This is a genomic window from Streptomyces sp. NPDC052023 (assembly GCF_044548465.1).
Lineage (GTDB): Bacteria > Actinomycetota > Actinomycetes > Streptomycetales > Streptomycetaceae > Streptomyces.
The window spans coordinates 26,415-45,918 of the sequence record NZ_JBIUBW010000028.1; the positions used below are offsets into that span (position 1 = coordinate 26,415).

Genomic DNA, 19,504 nt, shown 5'->3' on the forward strand with positions numbered 1-19,504 from the left:
ACACGGCTGCTCGCCGGGTGTCAGCGTGCCTGGGCCCGGGCGTGGTAGTGCTCTTGCAGCTGGCGCAGCATGATGCGGCAGTACTCGGCAAGTGGCCGGTGCTGCTCCTCGTCGATGACCAGAGCGACGGTGTGGACGCCGTCGGCTCCCTGTATCGCGGCGCGGGGCTGGGAGGCGCGCAGGTTGGGCCAGTAGCGGCCGTGCGCGAAGCCAGAGGCCGCCCGCCAGGCGGCGCCCACCCTGGCCGCGGTGAGACCTGCCGTGGGGGCGGCGGCAAGCAGGATCTGGTGGGTCCTGGGTGCGGCGAGCGGGGCCAGGGCGAGGTGGTCGGCGATGGCGCGGATCTCGGCCCGGCCAGCGCCGTCCAGGAGCCACAGGCCGGTGGCGAAGTTCTCCAAGGCGCCGCGCAGTAGCGTCCAGGGGCTGGTGGGGTCGACCTCGCCTGCCACTGTCAGGCGGCGCAGCGCGTCGGCGTGCGCAAGGCCTGCGGTGTAGGAGGTGCGGATCAGGTGGGCGGCGGCGTACGGGCCCAGGGGTGCGTCGTCGGTGGCCAGGCTGCTGGCCGGGGCGGGAGCGGGCAGCGGCCGGTAGGCGCCGTCTGCGCGGGCCTGCTCGATCTCGCTGAAGAGGGGCAGGAGGTAGGCGCCGTTGAAGGCCTGCGTGCTCATGCCCGCCCACGGTAGAAGCCAAGCGGCCCTTGAGGTAACGGTTTTGGGCGCTGCGCACCGGTCAGAATGCACCCACGACGGACGAGGGTGCCGCCGGCCGCCTGCTGGGTTCGCCGCCTCACCCGTAGGAGACGATTCGCCAGACCATCCCGCTGACCTGGCCGTGCCTTCGGTGCCACGGACACCCCATTCGTGCCGGGCGCACTGCCGCCCGGCAGGAAGGCGGGTTGGGCTCGATGAGGTGCAGGCCCCGCACGCTTGCAGGGCGGGACGTGACCCGGAGCAGAGGGTGTGCTGTGGGTGCTGCATGGCCGGGGGCGGGGCATGCAGGGTCGTGGCGGGGAGCGAGACTATGCGGATGCCTCTGACTGGTGACGATTTCACCCTCTACACCCGGACCGCTGCCACCAGCAACAGTGAGGGCAGCGGGCGGTGGATTGCCTGCGACGAGTCCGGCAACGACGGCGAGCAGTTGCTGAACGGTCGCTATCTGATCTATGCGTCCGTGGCCGTTGATGATGCCGAAGCCGCCGACATTGTGCGTGAGCTGCGCCGAGAGGCCCGGATCCAGCAGTCGCCGGAGCTGAAGTTCAGGGCCTTCGCGGGGCGCTGGGCGAACCGCCGGGAAGTCCTGCGTCGGCTATGGGGGCCGGGCGGCGCCTTGGAGGGGCGGTGCGCGGCCTATGTGGTCGACAAGGAGTACGGCGCGGTCGCGAAGGTGGTGGACCTGCTCCTGGAGGAGTACGCGTGGGCGCAGGGGCGTGACCTCTACCAGGCTGGCGAGGCACGCCGGATCGCGCGGGTCCTGGCGCTGCAGGGGCGTCGCGCACTCAAGCAGGAGGGGTTCCACCGGCTGCTTGAGGCCTTCGTCGCCTTCGCTTCAGAGCGCGCGGTGAAGAACGGCGAAGCGGCTGCGATCGAGGCGTTCTATGACCGGCTGGAAGCCGCCTGGGCCGCCTCCACCCGCCGTGAGGTCACCGGCATCCTGTTCCGGCTGCGTGCCACCCGGCCACAGGGCGACGTCCTCCATGTCGACTCCGGCCCCTTCCCGCTGCTGGAGATGCTCGTGCCCTGCATCGCCGAGACGGCGGCACGGAAGCAATCGAAGATGTCGACACGCTGGGCGGGGGTGTGCTCGCCGTGGGTGAAGAACAGGGCCGGAGCGGCGTCCGGGGTCAGGTCGGGGTCGGTGCGGGCCAGCAGGCGCAGGGTGTGGGGGAGTTCGCGGGCGAAGCGGCGGGCGTCGGAGACCAGGTTGAAGTAGACCAGCACCTTCTGCAACCCGTGGTCGGTCATCGCCCGCAGCACCGCGAGGGTGCAGGGCGGTGGTGCGCAGCGCACCGTCCTGGTCCTCGCCGCCACCGTCGCCGCGGCCGTCGCTGGGGGTGGTGGGCAGGTTCAGGCGGCGGCGCAGGTCGGCGTCGGTGAGGGTGGGTACCACGATGCGGTAGTCCGCGGCACGGCCGTCGGCCACTGCCTGCGCCAGCGGGTACTCGAAGACCTTCTTGCCGTAGACGGCCTCGTTGTCCATGGAGTTGGCGAACGCGTCCACGCCCGGCTCCGGTTCCGGGGCGCGGCGTCGCGGGCGCGTGAGGTCGGCGGACTCGGCCAGTTCCGGGGCGGCGAAGATCCGCGGATGACGGTCATGTAGAGGCGGCGCTCCGCACGGATCCGCTGCGCGTCGTTGACGATCGCCCACTTTTTGTCCGCCCGGCCGGCGATCCGGTGCGCCTCGTCCATCACCGCCAGATCGAATGCCGGCACCTCGAACCCGTGCCCTGCGTTGCCTCGATCTTGTTCAGGGAGTCGTAGGTGCAGAGGACGGTGAGCGCGGGGATCTGGTCCTGCCCCTCCCCTACCACTGACATCAGCCCGCCCAACGCATGCTGGTTCGTCGTCGACATGACGCGGGCTGCGACCAGGTCGTCACGGCCACCCGCGTCCATGGACGAGACGATCACCATGTGCTCACTGTGGCCGTCCCGGCGCCAGGCCAGCGCCGTCTGCGCCGCCAGATCCAAGAGGGCACCACGAACAGCACCAGCCGCGCACCGAGCCCGTCCGCACCCGGACCGACACCAGCGTCTTACCGGTCCCCGTAGCCGACACGAACAGACCCCGGCTCCCCGGACGGTGCAGATGCCGTACCAGCCGATCGACTGCCTCCGCCTGGTCAGGGAACAACACGGGACGGCCAGCTGAGCGAGGGACGGCAGACTCGACCGGTGTGACCATGACCGACCTCATCGCGCAGCCTCTCCATCTTCAGGGGCATTCGGCCGTGCGCTGCAGCGCCCGACAAGCAGAGGTTTTGCGCCATCCGTTGTGTATGCGGGGATATTGACGATGTAGCAACAGGAGTCGCCTGTGGCGGATAGGTTCGGTCCCCTGGGAAGAGGGTGCGGGGGCGCCTGGCAGGTTATGGGGGGAGTTTGTCTGAGCAGGAGAGCGGCTTCGAGCAGGGTGATCTGTTCGATGGTGCCGCTGCTGGGGCTCGCGATGGCCGGTTGGACTTCGTGCGGCCTTTTGTTGCGCCGGTGGCATCGACGGCAGGTGCGGTCGCCGACGATCCTGTGTCGTTGCAACTGGCTGAGGCAATTCACGATGCGTTCGGAGATCTTGCCTCCGATCGGGGGCTGACCCGGTCGGAGATCGCGGCAGCGTGTGCTCCGGTGGCCTCGGGAGAGGCGTTCGATGCCCGGTTCCGGGTCTTTGTGGGGCTGGGGATGCTGGAGCAGGCCCGGGGCAAAGCCTACGAGGGGCGCTACGTCTTCAGTCCGACCAGCGGTGCGGCCTTGTTGGTCTTCGAACGGCTGGCGGAAGCCGGCGGTGTCGAGGAGATCATGACCCTGCTGGACCGTACACAGGTCGGTCTGGCACAGGGCTTGCTGAGTGAGGAGCAACTGGCCAACCGGCTGCGGCGGGTGCGGCGTGACCTGTCCATCACCACTGCGCATCTGCTGCGGCTGGTGCGGTCCAAGCCCATCGAGGAGCTGGTGGGTGAACGCCACCACCACCAGTCCAAGGCCGCGTTGCTGGACCATGCGAGGCAGTTGGTTAAAGCCATCAGCAGTCGCTTCCCACGGCTGAGAGCGTCGGGGACCCGGTTGATCGATGAGGCGCTTCGCTATTCGGCGGCCGTGGATGAGTTCTCCGACCGGTTGTTGCAACAGGTGCGAGCCCGGCGGGACTTCAGCATGCTGCTGCCGGAACAGTACCTGTCGGCGGCCTTGGGCGCACCGGTGGACGCCTTGGCGGAGGTCTTTGCCGCCACGGTGTTTGATCCCGCCAGCGTGGAGATCACCGCAGCACAGGTGCTCGTGGCCGCAGGGGAGCGGCGGCCGCCGGTCCCTCGGCGGCGGCCGGCGCGGCCGGCGCCGCTCCCGCCGGGCCCCGATCCGGTGGAAGCGGCGCGGGAGAAGGCCTTGCTGCTGCGCCGGCGGCGTTCGGCATCGATGAATTCGCTGGTCAGGGGCGGGCAGGAGGCTGACCTGACGGCGACGCTGGGGACGTTGCCATGGCGTGCGGCGATTGCCACGGTGGTGGACCTGCTGCAGGCGTCTGCGGACCCGGCGACGCCGTTCTTCGTGGAGATCGGCGAGGAGGTCCTCGTCGATCCGGCTGGGGCGGTCACCTATGCCAATCCGCTGTCCTTGTACCGGCTGCCTCAGGATGTGTCGGGTGCCGTGGGCGGAGACTCTTCGGCCGTGCAGGAGGGTCCGGTATGAACGAGGATGCCTATCTGCTGGCCCGGGCTCGGGCCGTACGGATCGTGCCGCTGGCGGCAGCGGGTGCGGCCGATGGGCTGTCGGTGCTGCGGCGGGCCGCCGATGGTGTGCAGCGGCGCCTCGTCGATGTGGAAGCGGTCGACGGCCCGGCGGTCATGGTGCGGTGGGCGCCGGACGTGGAGCCGGTCAGCGGTGTGGTGGGCGATCCGCTGACGCACCGGGAGGCAGCGCCGTCGCAATTGCTGACGCTGGGAGCTGCTGTGCGCCCGTGCTGGCCCGATCCCGAGCTAGCACTGTATCCGGGGGGCGCGGTGGCCGAGGAGGACGTGCTGGCGGCCTGCGTTCCGCCGGGGGACGGTCTGCTGCGGGAGGGCATGGCACTGATCGCCCAGACATCGGCGTATCGCAGCGCGCTGCGGGTCCTGCGTGCGTGCGGCTACCTGGCTGCCGACGCCGGGGACGGCATGGTGCGACTGGGGCCGGTGGTGGCTGCGTGGAGCGAGCGGGATGTCGATGAGTTGCGGCGCGGTTACGACCTGCTGCCCTGCCGGGTGGAGGAGGGCTAGGCATGGAAGTGCGGTATCTGGAGGCGCTGTCGGAGCAGCGCCGTGCAGAGGTGCGGGCAGCGGTGTGTGCGGTGGAGACCGCGCGGCTGCCGGTGCCCGCGGCGCGTTTTCGGGCGTTGGCGGAGGTGCCGCTGCGCAGGGTGGTCGAGGAGGTACTCGCCGCTTCGGGCCGGACGCTGCTCGGTGTAGGAGAGGGATTCCTGTCCGGCTACGACGACACGGTCAGAGCGCGGCTGGCCGATGAGGGTGTCGGTGTCCTGCCCCGTGAAGACCGTGCCGTGCTGACGCTGGTGCTGCTGTTCAGCGTCGCTGCCCCCCGCGCCGGCGGCAGCGTCCTGCCGCAGGCCCTGTGGACCCAGGGGGTGCCGGTGAGCAGGGAGCGGCTGAAGCAGTCCACGGTCCCCGACCGGGTTGTGGATGCCGCGCTGAGCCGTCTCACCGCAGCCGACCTGGTGCGGACAACAGGTTCGGGGATCGTGCTGGGCAGCCAGCTGCTGCGGCTGACGCCGGCGGCCCAGGCCGACCTGTTCGAGCATTTGGTGCTGCTGGCCGAGCCGCAGGGAGTCAGAGGGTGTTGTCTTTTCGATCTTGAGCGGTGGCGGTCGAACGCGGTTTCCCGGTCGGGTGATCTGGCCGTGGCCGGGGCATGAGGACGGGGCCTCCCGAACAGCTCGTGGGTGTCGAATCCATTGAGCAGCAGGAGGCCCCGGTGCCGCAGTCTTCCGTGTCGATGGCCGGGCAGTCCAACTCGGCTGCTCCATCGTGTGATTGCCTCGCGCACGTGTACGGCAACGCGGCCGACCAGCCTGAACGGCAGCGCCGGTACCCGACGGACATGACGGACGCGGAGTGGGCTGAGGTCCGGCCACTGCTGCCGGTGCCGGGCTGGATGCGCGGGCGGGGCGGCCGGCCGGAGGGGTATTGCCACCGTGCGATGCTCGATGCGATCCGCTATCTCGTGGACAACGGAATCAAGTGGCGGGCGATGCCGGTGGACTTCCCGCCGTGGGACCGGATTTACGCATTCTTCCGCCGCTGGCGCGACAACGCGCTGGTCAGGGAGTTCCACGACCGGCTGCGCGCCAAGGTCCGCGAGAAGCTGGGCAGGGATACGGAGCCCACGGCCGGGGTGATCGACTCGCAGTCCATCAAGGCGGATGCCGTCGTCGGTGCCGACAGCCGCGGCTACGACGGCGGCAAGCAGATCAACGGGCGCAAGCGGCACGTCGTGGTCGACACCCTCGGCCTGCTGCTGGGTGTGATGGTCACGGCCGCGGATGTCGGCGACCGAACCGCCGCGCAGGTCCTGCTGGCCCAGGTGGCCGCCGCGCACCACCGCCTCGCCCTTGTCTGGGCCGACGGCGGCTATACCGGCAGCCTCGTCGAGCACTGCCTGGCCGCCCTCGCACTCGTGCTGGCGATCGTCAAACGCAGCGACGACATGCGCGGCTTCGTGGTGCTGCCCAAGCGATGGATCGTCGAGCGTCTTTTCGCCCACCTCATGCGCAGCCGCCGCCTGGCCCGCGACTACGAGCGCCGCACCACCAGTGCCGAAGCGGTGGTCTACTGGTCGATGACCATGGTCATGAGCCGCCGCCTGGCCCGGCCACACCGCGGGTGGGCGTGAACCGGCCCGCACCCGGCTCGGCCAGCCAGCCGCGCGCGACCAGGCGTTTCGCCTTCGACCGCAAAGCCTCCACCCTCGCCGGCACCACGTCCATGCCGAACGCAGCGGCCATCTCCTGGCAGGTCACCTGCCCCTGCCCGAGCCGGGCCCGGTCGGCCGCCACCTGCAGAATGCGCTGGTAGTCCACCGACAACACCGACCAGGCCAGACCCTCACGCCACACGGGCACCTGCGACTTCGCCTTCGCCGCGTCCCGGACAGCCGCCTGCGCATCCGTGTCCCGCTGTTCCTGGGCGACCCCCACGGACACGGTGCCGCTTTCCGGAGTCAGCACGTCACCAACTCGCCTGCGGGCGATCACCCACTCCTGCCACTCCTGCTCGGCCACGGCCAACTCGGCCTGAATGCGGTCGGCCGCCTCCCGCAGCCCGTCAACGCGACGGCGAGCAGCGAGCTCGTGCTGTTCCAGCAGTCCAACAACCGACGGCATCCACGACCTCCCGGGCAGCGACAACCCAACACGCCACTACTCCCACGAGACCGCCGACCTACGCCCCACCAGCAGAAACACAGTCCTCAAGTCCGGAAAGACAACAACTTCTCATGGCCGAGTCGATCTGGCGGCGCCGGGCCCGCGTCGCCAGCCAGGAAGGACAGGAACGATGAACGGCACCTGGCACGAGCGCGGCACCGAGAAGCCGGACGAGGACGGGCAGGAGGGACTGCCCGAGCTCGTCGAGCACCGCGGCATCGTCGGTGACCGTCATCTGGTGGCGGTCCAGACGTTCGATATCGCCCGACTGACCACCCACGCGGTGCCGGTGGTGCCCGAGACATTCGTCGCCGTGTCCGGGATGGGCCCCAAGGACGACTCCAACGGCTCGGGCAAGACCTCGTTCCTCATCGCGGTCTCGCTGCTGCTGGCCGATCCCCAGTGGCGGTTGGAATCCAACCACGGGCGGGACGCCAGCGGAATCCTGTTCAAGCCCGACGCGGCCGGGGTGGACCGGGCCCAGCAGATTCCAGCCGCCTCGCACGGCTACGTGGTCGGCGTCTTCGCACACGACAGGCCCGACGCATCCGGCGGGCGCGAGGCACTCGCTGCGAGTGGCCCCCCGCAAGGGGCGCTGACGGTGTGGGTGCGCATCGCCGCGTCCGCCCCGTACGTCCAGGCCAACTGGACCGAAGGCATCCACGTGGCCGATGCGGCCGACGATGCCGAGCGGGCGGCGCAGGCAGACACTTTCTGGCAGGAGTTGGGCAGTGCGAGCAGGCTGTCGGCACACCGCATGGCCGACGCCCTCTACGGCAACGCACCGCGGTGCCTGACCTACCTCGACACGCCGCTGCGCCCGGCGGTTCCCTCGCTGCTGAGCCAGCAGATGACCGCGATGGAACCGCACGACATCGGAGAGGCCCTGATCGCCCTGTCCGGTATGACTCATCTGCTGGAGCAGGAGGCTGCCCGCCGCGGCAAGGCCCTCGAGCACGCTGCGCAGCTGGAGAAGGCGCGCGACGAGCACGCACTGGCCTTGGCGGACGAAGAGGCAGTACTGGAGGGCGTGCGGGCACGTGCTGCTGCCCGCACCGCGCTGGAGGAAGGACGCCATGCGTGGCGGCGCTATCTGGCTGCCTGCTACCTGGAGGCAGCCCAGGCCGACTGGAAACTGGCAGCGGACCTGGAGGACAAAGAGCAGCAGGTGGTGCAGGCGCAGGAACTACTCGACAGTGCCGAGGAGAAGCTGCGCGAGCTGACGGCGGCCACCGGACTGGCCGCGGCAGCGGCCGCCGCCCGCCAGGAGTGGGTGGACGCCAAGCAGGTCACCGAGCAGGCCGCCGCACAACGGACATCGGCGGCTACCCGGCGGGACGTCATCCGTCAGAGTATGGCCCCCCTTCGGCCGAGCGCGGGTGTATGGCGGGGATCGCCGGTCGCTGATGCCCGCAGCGCGCTGGAAGCCGCCAGAGACGTGCTGTATGCGGCGCGGCAGCAGAAGGCCGGCGCAGACAGCGCCCTGTCCCGGGCTCAGCGGCTGGAGGAAGCGGCCCGGCAGGGACGCAGCGGGGCCGCGGGCCAGGCCTTGGAGATCCTCGACGGCCACGGCGTCAGCGCCGCAGGGCTGATGGACCAGCTGCAGCTGGAGGAGTCGGTCCGTGCGCAGTGGGAGGCGCGTCTGTGGCCCTGGCGCGACGCCGTGGTGGTGCCGTGCGGGCAGGCAGAACGCGCCCGGGAGATTCTGCGCGGCCTGCCCGGCGCCCAGGTCGTCGCCGCCGACCCTGCCGACGGGACGGGCAGTGGCGGGGGTGCCCTGCCTCAGGGTGTGCGCAGTGGCAGGGCGCTGGCCGGGTTCTTCGGCACTTTGCAGGAGCGCACGACGGCTCTGGACGACCCGCCCGCGGCCTACGACGCAGGACTGTCGCTGGCGGTCGTCGGCGGCTTCCAGGCTCCGATCGCCGGACGGGATGCCCGCGTGGCCCAGGCCGTCGCGCACCGCCGCCGCTGCGAGGACGAGGTGTCTACGGCGGCTGAGGGCCTTGCCGCGGCTGAGTCCGAGTTCGAGGTCGCCGAGATCGAGCACAAGGCAGCCGTGGCGGCGCGGGATCTGGCCGCCCTGGAAGAGCAGGCCTCCGCCTTGGACGAAGCGATCGCCGAGGCCGACGACAAAACCACCGCCGCCCGGAGCGCAGAGGAGGAGCGCCACGACGCGTGGGAACAGGCCCAGAACGCACTGACGGCCCACGCCCAGGCGGTGACGACCGCGAAGCTCACCCGGGACGCGGCCGCCAAGACATACAAGGAGCGGGCCAAGGAGCACACAGCGCTGGGCAGAGCCCGTGCCGAGATCTCCTGCCCGCAGTGGCAGCGTCTGTGGGGCGCCCCCGCCGAGGAGGCAGCCGAACTCCTGGAGGCCACCGCCCCCGGCACACCGGTGCCCCGGCCCGGCCGCCTGCGGCGGAACGTCGAGGATCATCTGCGGAACGCGTACGAGCACTACGGCCTGCCGGCCGGCGCTGTAACCGGCGTCGTCGACGAGGACCTGCTCCTGGCGCAACGCCTGCGAGACGCCTTCGCGGAGGAGGAGGCGTCCGCGCTGCCGCGCACGGGCTTCGACGAGGTGGCCGCTCCCTTGCAGACCCGGCTGGACGGCCACTCCGGCAAGGATGCCGTCGAAGCCGCCCGGATCACCTCCGGCCGCTCCTTGCGCGAAGAGGCTTTGGCCAAGCTCACTCGTGCGGCGGAGCGCAGCGGGCACACTCTCCAGGCGCTGCAGGACATGATCGAACATCACGTCGAAGGGCTGTTCGCGCAGATCAGCGACGCTTTCAATGCGTTGGACCGGCAGCGGGGCGGTGACGGTGCGCGCCTGGACTACACCAGCGTGCGGCCCGAGGGCGCCAGGCCCTGGCGGTGGCAGGTGACGCCGCGCTGGAAACGCTCCCCGCGCGGCGCCTTCGTGCACTACCGGGAGAACGCCAACGGCGCCCAGGTGAAGGTGCATGCCATCCAGCTGGTCTTGGCCGCGGTGCTGGCCGACGCCGAGACCAGGGGGCGGGTGTTGATCCTGGACGAGCTCGGCAACAGCCTTGGCGAGGTCAACCGCAAGGACATGCTCGCTGCGCTGCGGGACGTGGCGCGCCGTCAGCACCTGACCATCCTGGGCACCTGCCAGGACAGTGTGCTGGTGGATGCCGCCGACGTGTGCGACGAACTGCTGTGGTTCGTCCACGCCTCCTCCTCCGACGCCTACAACCAGCCCACCCGTACCTGGGGACACGATTCCGACGGCCAGCGCGTGGAACTGACTGCTGACTGGATCACCGCAGGACGCTCCCATGCCTGAGCTCACCGTCCCTCTCCCCCGCCCCGCCCTGCTGGTCGGCGAAGCCCACGGCCGACGGGAAGTGCCCCTGCACGGACTTCCCTCTGGGGTCATCGCCGTCACCGTGCCCCGCACCCGAAAAGACGGCGACGACGTCCTCACCCGCGTGCCCGTGGACCGCAAACGGCGCGTCAACCCCGCCGTCGTCGACCTCGTCGCCTCCGATCCGGTACCCGCCTACGACCCGCCGGCCGGCCTGGCCGACCGTGACCTGGTCAAGGTCCTGACCACCCGGACCCGCAAGCGGTGGACCACCATCGAGGCCGACTTCGGCCAGGAACAGGCGTGGCGCACGACCGTGTCGCTGATCCGCTGCGGCGCCGTCGTCCTGCGCTGCAAGGTCGTGCAGACCACCGGATTCGCCCCCGACTCCTGGCGGCTGACCCCGTCCTGGGCATCGCTGAGGGAGGACAAGCTCGCCCAGTTGCGGGGCCACCCCGACCCCTCACGGCTGCACGCCGAACTGCTGCAGGTCATGGCAGGCATCCCCCAGCTGGCGAGCGAATACGCCCTGCTGGCCGCCACCGCCCCGGCCCGCACCCTGCAGGTCCCCGCGGGCAGCACCACCGGAACCGAGGACTGGCGGGTGTACGAGGTGGCCGTCAGGTCCGCCGCGGTGTGGTGGGCCGCCCAGTCCCGCCCGCAGCCGATGACCGCCAAGGTCCTGGCGGGCAAGAGCATGCGCGACACCAAGTACACGTGGACACCGGCACGTCGGCAGGCGTTCGCCAACCTCGTCGGCCGCCCTTTCGACCAGGCGGTGGAAGAGACCGACACCGAGCTGCGCATGCGCGGGCCCCTGCGCTGGCGCGTCGATACCGTCATCGCCGACGCCGCAGCCTGTCGCCCCTGGCTGGGCCTGCCCGCAGGCGGCCTGCGCAGCCTCGGGCTGATCGACTGCTCGGCGGTGGGCGTGCTCCTGGTCGAGAACGAGGACGCCTTCGCCCAGGTGTGCAGACTCCCCGACGTCGCAGACCAGTGGCTGTGTGTATGGGGCGCCGGCTACGCAACGCACGGCCTGGCCGCTTTCCTCAAGGCCATGGCACCGCTGCCGGTGGCCGCCTGGCAGGACCTGGACGCCCACGGCATCCAGATCATCGCCAACCTCACCGAACGCATCGGCCGGCCCATCACCCCCGTCGGCATGGACGTCGACCTGTACCGGCAGGGAACGAAGTACCGTCAGAAACCCGAAAAAAGGGAGGCGAACCGCAAACTCGCCGAGCGGCTCGCCGCCAGCGGACCGCTCTCCCTGCGCGCCCTGGCCGCCGCAATCGCCGCAAACGGCGGCGATGGTTGCGAACACGAAACGCTCTACCACGAAGTCCTGCCCACCCTGGCGCGCACACTGGATCAGATCATTGACGGACCTGCGCCGGACGTCCAGTCGCGATCCCACCCGCGCGCGTCCACTCCAGCCAGGTCATCGACCGGCCTCCCGTTATCGACTCGTTGATGCGGACGTCCTTGCGTCCACACCTCCTACACGCGCGGAGGGGGCGGAATCCGGATACTGTGAGCCAACTTTTTCCCCACGCAGCCGCCCTGTTGCCGCGCCAGACCCGAGCGACAGAAACGCCTTCAGCACGCGTTGGAATAAGAGGGGGACAGTGTGGTCGGGCCAGCGGGCGGTGTGCGCCTGCGAGTACCGCGTCCGAGGGCGGGCCGACGAGCCGGCCGCTGCTGTTCCGTCCGCTGGATTCGCCTATAACGCTGGCTCGACGCAGCGGTGCGCGCAGCGCAGCCGACTGTCAGCGGCTTGTCTCGAGGTCGTTGAGGACGGCGAGGACCGGGCCCCAGCACATGCCTACGGTGTCGCGGTCGGGTGTGACGCCTCGTTCTTGTTGTTGGCGCAAGTGGACGAAGTTGCGGTAGTCGCGGACGATCTTCATGAAGTCGTGGGCGTCCATCTGGATCCAGCCGCGGGAACGGGCGGTGTCGAGCAGCAGGGAGAAGCTGGTTCGTTCCGGAGGCACGCGCTTGCCGTTGGGAAGGACGAAGCCCTGCAGCAGGGTGGGGTCGCGGTGGGTGAGGACGTCCAGGAGCAGTGCTTCGGCGAAGCTGCCGATGCCGATGAGGGTGAGGCCGTAGGCGCCGTGTTGTTCGCAGATCTGGGTTTCGGTGACGCGTTCCATGAGCTGTTGGAGGAAGGCTTCGCTGCTGACGAGGGGGCGTATGCGGGCCTCGAGGTCGTCGGGGACGGTGAAGACGGTGGTGTGGCCGTCGGTGCCGGGTTGGCCCAGGACGGGGCGTCCGGAGACATAGGTGATGGTGAGTTGTTCGGCGGCGAGGTGGGTGTTGAGTGTCTGGCGGACGAGGTCGGCGGAGGCAAGGCCGTCGTCGTATTCGAGTGGGTCGCAAATGCGGCACAGCAGGCGGCTGACGGCGGCCGGGTCGTCGGTGCTGGTGAGGATGTCGGTGAGCCAGGGGATGCGTGGTGAGCCGTCGTATTCGGCGGGCTGGGGCCATCCGGCGCGTTGGAGGAGCTGGGTGAGCTGGTAGCCGCGGCGTTCGAAGGGGCCGTCGATGTCGACGATGAGGCGGGCGACGCGTTCGAGGGTGAGGGGGTCGAAGGGTTTCACTGCTGGGTCTCCCTGTCTGCCCTGTGCTGGGCTTGTTCGAAGGCGCGGGTGAGGCGTTCGACGATGACGCGGCCGCGTTTTTTGAAGCCGAGTTCGGTGATGGCCTGAGTGATGCGGGTGTCGCGGTCGAGTTGGAACCCGTCGCTCAGCAGCCAGGACGCCAGGGCCAGCAGGTCGGCGTCGGAGTAGTCGCCGATACGGTCCGCCGCGGGCAGGGCGGGGCGGGGGCGGCGGGCGGCCTGTGCCGGAGGCGGGGTTGCTGCCTGGCCGGGCGTGGGGGCGGGATCGGCGGGCGTTTCGTCGGCCTGTCGTACGGCGTCGCGCCAGGTGGCAAGGAGGCGGTCGAGTTCGGTGTGGGGGTTGGTGAACCAGTCGGCGGCCCAGATGCGGTGGAAGCGCCAGCCGAGTCGTTCCAGGTGCGCCTGGCGCAGGCGGTCGCGGTCTCGGGCGCTGGGAGCGCTGTGGTAGCGCTCGCCGTCGGTTTCGACGGCGAGGATCATTTGGCCGGGGCGTTCGGGGTGGCCGAGGGCGAAGTCGATGCGGTAGCCGGACACGCCCCACTGCGGTGTGACGGGGATGTTGGCGGCTTCGAGGGTGGCGAGGACCTGCTGTTCGAAGCCGTTGAGATTCCAGTCGGTGCGTGCGGTTCCGGTGCGCTGGAGGTCTCCTCCGTGCGAGCAGTACTCGAGGAAGGCGCGGAGCAGTTCGGGGCCGCGGTTGCGGGTGTTTTTGAGTTTGCCGGGGTCGAAGTCGTGGTGGGTGAAGGAGCTGACGACGGTCATGGTGTGGCGGGCGCGGGTGATGGCGACGTTCAGGCGGCGCTCTCCGCCGTCGTTGTTGAGCGGGCCGCAGGACGCGGCTGACGACGAGGGGCGACATGGCCCAGCACGGCTTGGCGGCCAGCAGCACGTCAGGGGCCTTCTCGACGAGTCTGCGCAGGGACAGGTGCCGGGACTTGCGGCGTGCCTGGGTGCGCACCAAGGTGTTCTGGTCGGGGTGGGCGTCGCGGGCCTTGCGGAGCCGGACGGCGACCTCGTAGCGGACACGGGCGGGGTTGCTGTTGCGGTGGGTGAGGTCGTTGCGGCGGAACTGGTCGACGATGTGGTCGTGTTCGAGGCGGGTGAAGGAGCGCAGGTAGGCGGAGCGCATGTGCGCCTCCTCCAGTACCGATGACCACCACAGGTAGTCGAAGGTGGCCACTGCCGTGTCGGGGTCGGCGTCTGTGTGTGCCAGCTCGTCGAGGAGGCGGCCGAGTCCGGCCGCTTCGAGGCGGTCGGTGAGCTGGTTGAGTTCGGGCATGCGCAGCAGGGTGTCGCGGTCACCGTCGAGGCGCTGAATGGTTTTGTCTACTTCGTCGGTGGGGGCGGTCTGCCAGCCGTCCCAGCGCACGCACAGGGCTATCGCCGCCAGGCGGTTTTGCAGATCGGTGAAGGCGGTCAGGGCGCGGGTGAGTCCGGGGACCGTCCAGGGGTTCGCGTTGGTGGTCACGGACAGCGCCTGCCAGCGGGTGTGCTGGTCGGCCGCCTGCAGGAGGGCGGCGTGCAGCGCGGGGCGTTCACGCAGGCCGTCCTTGGTCAGGCCACGCGCCTTTTTGATCAGTTTCCGGCGGTTCCACCAGCTGATGTTCCGGTCGTGCTCCTTGCGCCAGGCGCGGCTCGCGGTGGCGGCGATGAGATCGTCCAGTCCGGGGGCGAAGACGGCTGCTTCGAAGCGGGCCAGTGTCGCGGTGACGTCCTGGAGCAGGGTGAGCAGGGCCTGCCATCCTTGGAGGGCGTCGGCCGGGCGCAGGCCTGCGGTGTCCACCAGGAGGGCCAGGGTGCGGCGGGTGTCGCTCAGTGCGGTGCCGGTGAGCTGGTCGAGGCCGGCCACCACGGCGCGCAGTTCGTCCTCGGTGCGGGCCTGGGTGTGGGACCAGGGGGATTCGCCGCGGCGGATGGTCAGTCCTTTCTTGGCGACGAAGGTCCGCAGGTCCTGTTCGGTCTGGCGGTGGTGCTCGCCATGGAGGTGGCGTAGTGCGGGGCCGCGCAGCCGGAGGCGGGTGTGGTGGGCGGGCGGGCAGCCCATCAGGTGGGTGATCGCCTGGTGCGGGCTCACCTGCCAGGGGTCGAGCGGTTGGTGGAATTCTTGTATGTGGCGGAGGGTTTCTTCGCGGTAGTGGGCCAGGCCGGTGTGGAGGTCGGCCGGGCGGGGCGGAGCTTGCTGGCCTGCGCGCTCCAGGGCGTCGTGGAGTTGCTGGGCGATCTGGCGGCGGCTGAGTTTGTTGCCGTGGAGGTCGAAGACCAGTCCGTCCAGGTCCACGGTGGCGAGGCTGTCGGTGACGGCTTCGATCGCGGCGCGTTTCTCGGCGACGAAGAGGACGCGTTTGCCCTGGGCCGAGAAGGTGGCGATCAGGTTGGCGATGGTCTGGCTCTTGCCCGTTCCCGGCGGTCCTTCGATCACCAGGTGGGAGCCGGCCAGCGCGGTGCTGATGGCTTTTTGCTGGGAGGCGTCCGCGTCGAGAACGAGGTACTCCGAGTGGGGCGGGATGTCGTCGGCGCCGGCTGGAGCGCGGGTGCCGGTGTCCTCGGCCAGGGCACGGTTTGCTTCCCGGTCGCCGGCCAGTGCGGCGATGACCGGGTGGTCGGCCAGCAAGTCGGTGGCGTTGCGCAGGTCCTGGACCATGGGCAGCCGATCGAAGCTGAAGACGCCGGCCACGATGCGTTCTTCCAGTTCGGCCGTCAGGTTGCTGCGGACGAGAACGGCCTTGAGGATCTCGTAGGCGAGGGGGATGCGGTCGGCGGGGTCCGCGCATTCCTCCAGTGCGGTGGAGATCTTGTCGGCGAGGACTTCCGTGTCGCCGTCCATGCCGTACTGGCGGCTGAGCGCGTACAGCAGCACCGGGTTGATCTCCGCCTCGCCGGCCGTCTCGAGGACGAAGTCGTTCTCGGACGCGGTGCGCGGCTGGATGGTCAGAGGCTGCAGCAGCAGCGGGGCGCGCAGCGCCGGCACAGGGGTGCTGCCGCGCGTGGGCGGCGGGTCGACGCGCATCAGGCCAAGAGCCAGACGCCCGGCCTCGATGCCCTGCTCCTCATCCAGTTCCACCATCCTGCGGCGCAGGCCCCGTGCCCGAGTGCAGGCAGGACCATGGTCGGCGGCAGCGGGGAACAAGGCGGCCAGGCGGGTTTTGCGTCCTGCCAGGAGCGAGGTCAGGGCCTGCCCATTCGCGTCGGTCACATCCAGCGACGCGGTTTTGGTGTCCTTGAAGTGCAACAACGTGTTGTAGGGCCCGAAGTCGACCAGTGCATCGGCCCACTGCTGTGCCTCAGCGGCCACTTTCTCCCGACGGGCCTGCCTCGCGATGGCTTCCACGTGTCACCCCTTGGCTGGTTCGTCCGCCGAACCCGGCCCGCCGAGCGCCGGAGCCCGCCCCTGCAGGCGAACAGACCAACGTAGGAGGCAAAGACGCGTTGAAACAGGCGGAGTTGGAGCGCGCACAGGGCGCGAAAGAAGCACGCACGGCGCACTACGGGCGCCCGGAAGACACCGCTGCGCCGTCTGCCGGCTCCGGGAAGGAGTCAAGGAAGCGGCTGGAACGGGGCGGCGCGGGATCCGGTCGAGGCCGGCCGTCCGCCAGACAGACGACGTCCTGTTCAAGATCAAGCCTGCCACGGCCTCTTTCGCCCGAGCGGCTGTCGCACACTCAAGATCGTGCTCCTGCCTCATCCGTATTGTCTGGAGCGGCTGTGTCGTACTGGCGGCTGGTGTCGTGGATTCCCCTTCCGTGCGCGAGGGTCCAGTGCAGGTCTCCCGAGTCTGGGCAGGCCTGCCATGACGTGAGCAGCCCGGTTGCTGCCAGTTGATCAAGCAGCGTGGGGAGTTGCGCGAGCGGGACGCCACAGGCGCGCGCCATCTGGTCGAGCTCGCTCAGTCCGCTGCCGGTTTGCGGGTCGGCGTGCGCCGCAAGGTAGGCGCTCGCCAACTGCGGCATTGGTCCGGTTGCTCCTGCTGTCGGGGAGGAGCCGGCGCGCAGCGCCCAGTCCGCGGCACGCATCCGGTCGGGGCGGGCCGGGGCCTGGCCGAGCAGCGCGGCGTCCAGTAGTTCGGCAACGACCTCGTTGGCCGCGGTCGCGGGGATGATGCGCAGCCATCGTGCGTGCTCCAGCTCGCGCCACGGGTCCGGGAGGGCGTTGAGGCGGAGGCTGCGCAGCACGCCGTGGGGCAGCCGGACGTGCATTCTGATATCCACGCGAAGCGCGCACTGCAGCGCGAGCAGGCGCGCGGCGGCCGAAGTGCCCGGCGGGAGGGCGGCGGCCAGGTAGCTGAGGATTTCGCGTACCCGGGTCTGTTCGCCGGGCCCCTGGGGGCGCCGCCTGTACCGACGGGCGGTTGTGGGGTGCAGCGATGCGTGGGTGAGGACGGTGTCGGGCACTACGGCGGCCTGTGCTGTCGCTGCGGCACAGGCGCTGCAGGCGTCGGCGAGCCGCCATAGTCGTCCGCCCCTTTCGCGTGCGAGGAGGAGGCGGATGGGGCCAGCGCAGCCACGGTGGCGGGGGTGCCAGGGGCAGCCGCGTTCATGACATTGGCAGATCCGTAGATGCGGGGGACGAAGATCGCCGCGTGCGTGCCGTGCGAGGTGGGCGAGGGCGGCCGCGCGGGCGGAGGCTGCGGTGATCTGCCCGCTGCCGTGCGGGCATTGCCGGCATACGAGAGCAAGCCCGCCGGCGTGCGAGCGCAGTTCCACGGTCCAGGCGCGTGGTGTCGTCGGACATGCTGGGCGCAGCCTCATGGGCGCGTGTTCCTCCTTGTCACATCCGCGCCGGTCCCGTTCTTGGGTGGGGCGGCCGCTAACCGTAGTGCAGACCTCTGCCCTGTTGCGGGCGCCGTCACCTGGGAAAATAGGGCAGAGGTATGCACTGGCAGTGCAGGGGTCTGCACCGTCGGATGGACGGGTGACGATCTTGCCGCCCGATCCGGACCTCACGGCGCTGCGGTTCCAACTCGCGCGCCTGCGGGCCGCGCGCGGGTGGAGCTATGACGAGCTTGCCTCCCGCAGCGGCCTGGCCAGACGCACCGTCATCGAGATCGAGCAGGGCCGCACCATCGGCACGCTGAAGACCTGGCACGCCCTCGCCCACGCCCTGAACACCCCGCTCGACGAGCTCTTCAGCACCCTGTGCCGCGGGCACGACCTGCCCGGCCCGGCCCGGGACTGACCCCCCGCCCGGGCGCCGGTCGCAGATCACCCGAACCGGCGAGACCCTCTCGAACACGCAATCATGCATTCGCACTCCAGTCGCACCGTATGAGGCTGACCGGGCGATCCGGCAGAGCTGCTGCCGCGGACCCGGCGTGCTGGCTGACAGGTTCGCCCGCATGCGCTCCACACCTCCTCCCCCGACGCGGCGCTGGGACGGAAGCCCCCTCGCCCACCGCGTGCGCCGTTCCCTGCACGTATCCCCCGACGGCGTCAGCCGGCTGCTGCGCTGCGGCCAGGGCGACCGGTGCCGCGAGTGCGGCAACCGGATCGAGTGGTACCACCGCGGCGCTCAGCGGCCCGTCCGCCTCCATCCGCACGAACTTCCGGCCGCCAGGGTGCCCGCCGTGTGCCGCTGGCACGTCAGCTCCGGTGTCGCCTACCCCGGTGGAGACGGCAGCAGCTGGTGCCGCCTGCCGCACGCCGTCGTCTGTCCCGCCCGCGATACTCCCCCGACCCCGCCCGAGCTGACCGGGCTGCGCCGGTCGCTCGCCGTGAACACCCGCCGTCTGATCGACGCCGACGCCTTCACCCCTTGCCCGGCCTCCCCGGACAGCCCGGCACCCCAACGGAAGAACTCGGCAGCCTGCCGCCCGGCCCGCCCCGTCGTGCAACTGCTGTACGTGCGCTACCTCGCCGCCCGCCCGGTGGACGAGATCCAGTGCATCGCCCAGACCCGGCGCCGTCACCGCTGCACCAGCACCCTGCTCTCCCCCGGCGCCCCGGCCGGCACCTGGAGGCTGGTCCCGGCCACCGCGACGAGCGGGCAGCTGGCCCTGCCCTCCGCGGTCATGGCCATCTACGACCTCAGCAGCCTCCCGTACGCCGAGCAGCTGCGCTGGCGCGCCCAGCGCTGCCCGCAGCACGCCGCCATCCCCACGGCCGCCGACCTGGCGGTGGCCGACTGGGAGCCCTTCGACCCCCTGCGCCACCACGAGCACATCCACAACCGCCTTCCCACCCACACCCGACACCCAGACCCCACCGGCAGGGCCCATGAGGCAGCCCGCCCATGACGCCCTTCCACGCCCTCGAGCTCACCCTGCCCAGGCCCGCCACCCGAACCGAGTTCCGGCACGCCCGAGCATGCGTCCGGCCGGCCGCGAACGCGGCCGTACCCGGCTGATGACGGTGCAGAGCGCTCAGCCTGGGCGGTGCCCCGCACGTGCCGCGGCACCAACGGGGCACGCGACTGCCGATCGACATCCTGACCATGCAC

18 protein-coding genes and 1 pseudogene are annotated in these 19,504 nt (G+C 70.4%); 11 read left to right on the forward strand and 8 right to left on the reverse strand.

The annotated features are described in order from the left end of the window. Positions 1 to 20: 20 nt before the first annotated feature. Positions 21 to 668 (reverse strand): hypothetical protein, encoded by a 648-nt coding sequence (locus ACIHCM_RS34505; protein WP_399904980.1) that lies wholly within the window; start codon positions 666 to 668, stop codon positions 21 to 23. Positions 669 to 1,026: 358 nt separating this feature from the next. On the opposite strand from ACIHCM_RS34505, the gene ACIHCM_RS34510 reads away from it, so the two are divergent. Then, complete coding sequence (locus tag ACIHCM_RS34510; RefSeq protein WP_399904983.1) at positions 1,027 to 1,932, forward strand: hypothetical protein; 906 nt, start codon at positions 1,027 to 1,029, stop codon at positions 1,930 to 1,932. Between the two features lie 475 nt (positions 1,933 to 2,407). Here the strand turns inward: ACIHCM_RS34510 and ACIHCM_RS34515 are convergent, their stop codons facing one another. Next, entirely contained in the window at positions 2,408 to 2,689 is a 282-nt protein-coding gene (locus tag ACIHCM_RS34515; RefSeq protein WP_399905068.1) for a hypothetical protein, read from the reverse strand. Beyond that, positions 2,637 to 2,915, reverse strand: a complete 279-nt coding sequence (locus ACIHCM_RS34520; RefSeq protein ID WP_399904986.1) for a DEAD/DEAH box helicase family protein — start codon at positions 2,913 to 2,915, stop codon at positions 2,637 to 2,639. Before ACIHCM_RS34520 ends, ACIHCM_RS34515 begins: the two co-directional genes overlap by 53 nt. Before the next feature lie 185 nt (positions 2,916 to 3,100). Here ACIHCM_RS34520 and ACIHCM_RS34525 point away from each other — a divergent pair, with 185 nt between their 5' ends. From ACIHCM_RS34525 to ACIHCM_RS34540, 4 genes are read left to right on the forward strand one after another with little or no spacing between them, the layout of a single operon-like run. Further along, complete coding sequence (locus tag ACIHCM_RS34525) at positions 3,101 to 4,396, forward strand: hypothetical protein (RefSeq protein ID WP_399904989.1); 1,296 nt, start codon at positions 3,101 to 3,103, stop codon at positions 4,394 to 4,396. After that, the gene (locus ACIHCM_RS34530) at positions 4,393 to 4,962 is read left to right on the forward strand and encodes a hypothetical protein (protein WP_399904992.1); all 570 of its coding nucleotides are present in this window, start codon (positions 4,393 to 4,395) and stop codon (positions 4,960 to 4,962) included. Before ACIHCM_RS34525 ends, ACIHCM_RS34530 begins: the two co-directional genes overlap by 4 nt. A 2-nt stretch (positions 4,963 to 4,964) precedes the next feature. Next, a complete protein-coding gene (locus tag ACIHCM_RS34535; protein WP_399904995.1) occupies positions 4,965 to 5,612 on the forward strand; it encodes a hypothetical protein in 648 nt (215 codons plus the stop codon). Between the two features lie 23 nt (positions 5,613 to 5,635). Then, a complete protein-coding gene (locus ACIHCM_RS34540) occupies positions 5,636 to 6,589 on the forward strand; it encodes an IS5 family transposase (RefSeq protein ID WP_399904998.1) in 954 nt (317 codons plus the stop codon). Here ACIHCM_RS34540 and ACIHCM_RS34545 read toward each other — a convergent pair. Continuing rightward, the gene (locus ACIHCM_RS34545; RefSeq protein WP_399905001.1) at positions 6,546 to 7,079 is read right to left on the reverse strand and encodes a hypothetical protein; all 534 of its coding nucleotides are present in this window, start codon (positions 7,077 to 7,079) and stop codon (positions 6,546 to 6,548) included. The two genes, ACIHCM_RS34540 and ACIHCM_RS34545, sit on opposite strands and share 44 nt — an antisense overlap. A 172-nt stretch (positions 7,080 to 7,251) precedes the next feature. Between ACIHCM_RS34545 and ACIHCM_RS34550 the strand changes: the two genes are divergently transcribed. Next, a complete protein-coding gene (locus ACIHCM_RS34550; protein ID WP_399905004.1) occupies positions 7,252 to 10,431 on the forward strand; it encodes a hypothetical protein in 3,180 nt (1,059 codons plus the stop codon). Beyond that, entirely contained in the window at positions 10,424 to 11,926 is a 1,503-nt protein-coding gene (locus tag ACIHCM_RS34555; protein ID WP_399905007.1) for a Wadjet anti-phage system protein JetD domain-containing protein, read from the forward strand. Before ACIHCM_RS34550 ends, ACIHCM_RS34555 begins: the two co-directional genes overlap by 8 nt. A gap of 295 nt (positions 11,927 to 12,221) precedes the next feature. On the opposite strand, the gene ACIHCM_RS34560 is transcribed toward ACIHCM_RS34555, so the two are convergent. Continuing rightward, positions 12,222 to 13,052 carry a hypothetical protein gene (locus tag ACIHCM_RS34560; protein WP_399905072.1) on the reverse strand — a complete coding sequence of 277 codons (831 nt, stop codon included), beginning with the start codon at positions 13,050 to 13,052 and terminating at the stop codon, positions 12,222 to 12,224. Beyond that, complete coding sequence (locus ACIHCM_RS34565) at positions 13,049 to 13,834, reverse strand: hypothetical protein (protein ID WP_399905065.1); 786 nt, start codon at positions 13,832 to 13,834, stop codon at positions 13,049 to 13,051. Before ACIHCM_RS34565 ends, ACIHCM_RS34560 begins: the two co-directional genes overlap by 4 nt. Between ACIHCM_RS34565 and ACIHCM_RS34570 the strand changes: the two genes are divergently transcribed. Next, entirely contained in the window at positions 13,812 to 14,225 is a 414-nt protein-coding gene (locus ACIHCM_RS34570; RefSeq protein WP_399905075.1) for a hypothetical protein, read from the forward strand. The genes ACIHCM_RS34565 and ACIHCM_RS34570 overlap by 23 nt on opposite strands. A 51-nt stretch (positions 14,226 to 14,276) precedes the next feature. Continuing rightward, complete coding sequence (locus ACIHCM_RS34575; RefSeq protein WP_399905078.1) at positions 14,277 to 15,065, forward strand: hypothetical protein; 789 nt, start codon at positions 14,277 to 14,279, stop codon at positions 15,063 to 15,065. Between the two features lie 330 nt (positions 15,066 to 15,395). Here the strand turns inward: ACIHCM_RS34575 and ACIHCM_RS34580 are convergent. After that, positions 15,396 to 16,400 (reverse strand): annotated as a pseudogene (locus ACIHCM_RS34580) (DUF4011 domain-containing protein); the annotation flags it as partial. 331 nt (positions 16,401 to 16,731) lie between these two features. After that, positions 16,732 to 17,460 (reverse strand): hypothetical protein, encoded by a 729-nt coding sequence (locus ACIHCM_RS34585; protein ID WP_399905010.1) that lies wholly within the window; start codon positions 17,458 to 17,460, stop codon positions 16,732 to 16,734. A gap of 520 nt (positions 17,461 to 17,980) precedes the next feature. Between ACIHCM_RS34585 and ACIHCM_RS34590 the strand changes: the two genes are divergently transcribed. Beyond that, a complete protein-coding gene (locus ACIHCM_RS34590) occupies positions 17,981 to 18,244 on the forward strand; it encodes a helix-turn-helix transcriptional regulator (protein ID WP_399905013.1) in 264 nt (87 codons plus the stop codon). 160 nt (positions 18,245 to 18,404) lie between these two features. Further along, positions 18,405 to 19,301: a DUF6083 domain-containing protein gene (locus ACIHCM_RS34595; RefSeq protein ID WP_399905016.1), complete on the forward strand. Its 897-nt coding sequence runs from the start codon at positions 18,405 to 18,407 to the stop codon at positions 19,299 to 19,301. Positions 19,302 to 19,504 lie beyond the last annotated feature (203 nt).

Bases quoted from the DNA above. Each gene is read 5' to 3' on its own strand.
- ACIHCM_RS34505 (WP_399904980.1), bottom strand. From the start codon at position 668: ATGAGCACGCAGGCCTTCAACGGCGCCTACCTCCTGCCCCTCTTCAGC.
- ACIHCM_RS34510 (WP_399904983.1), top strand. From the start codon at position 1,027: ATGCCTCTGACTGGTGACGATTTCACCCTCTACACCCGGACCGCTGCC.
- ACIHCM_RS34520 (WP_399904986.1), bottom strand. From the start codon at position 2,915: ATGAGGTCGGTCATGGTCACACCGGTCGAGTCTGCCGTCCCTCGCTCA.
- ACIHCM_RS34530 (WP_399904992.1), top strand. From the start codon at position 4,393: ATGAACGAGGATGCCTATCTGCTGGCCCGGGCTCGGGCCGTACGGATC.
- ACIHCM_RS34535 (WP_399904995.1), top strand. From the start codon at position 4,965: ATGGAAGTGCGGTATCTGGAGGCGCTGTCGGAGCAGCGCCGTGCAGAG.
- ACIHCM_RS34545 (WP_399905001.1), bottom strand. From the start codon at position 7,079: ATGCCGTCGGTTGTTGGACTGCTGGAACAGCACGAGCTCGCTGCTCGC.
- ACIHCM_RS34550 (WP_399905004.1), top strand. From the start codon at position 7,252: ATGAACGGCACCTGGCACGAGCGCGGCACCGAGAAGCCGGACGAGGAC.
- ACIHCM_RS34555 (WP_399905007.1), top strand. From the start codon at position 10,424: ATGCCTGAGCTCACCGTCCCTCTCCCCCGCCCCGCCCTGCTGGTCGGC.
- ACIHCM_RS34565 (WP_399905065.1), bottom strand. From the start codon at position 13,834: ATGACCGTCGTCAGCTCCTTCACCCACCACGACTTCGACCCCGGCAAA.
- ACIHCM_RS34595 (WP_399905016.1), top strand. From the start codon at position 18,405: ATGCGCTCCACACCTCCTCCCCCGACGCGGCGCTGGGACGGAAGCCCC.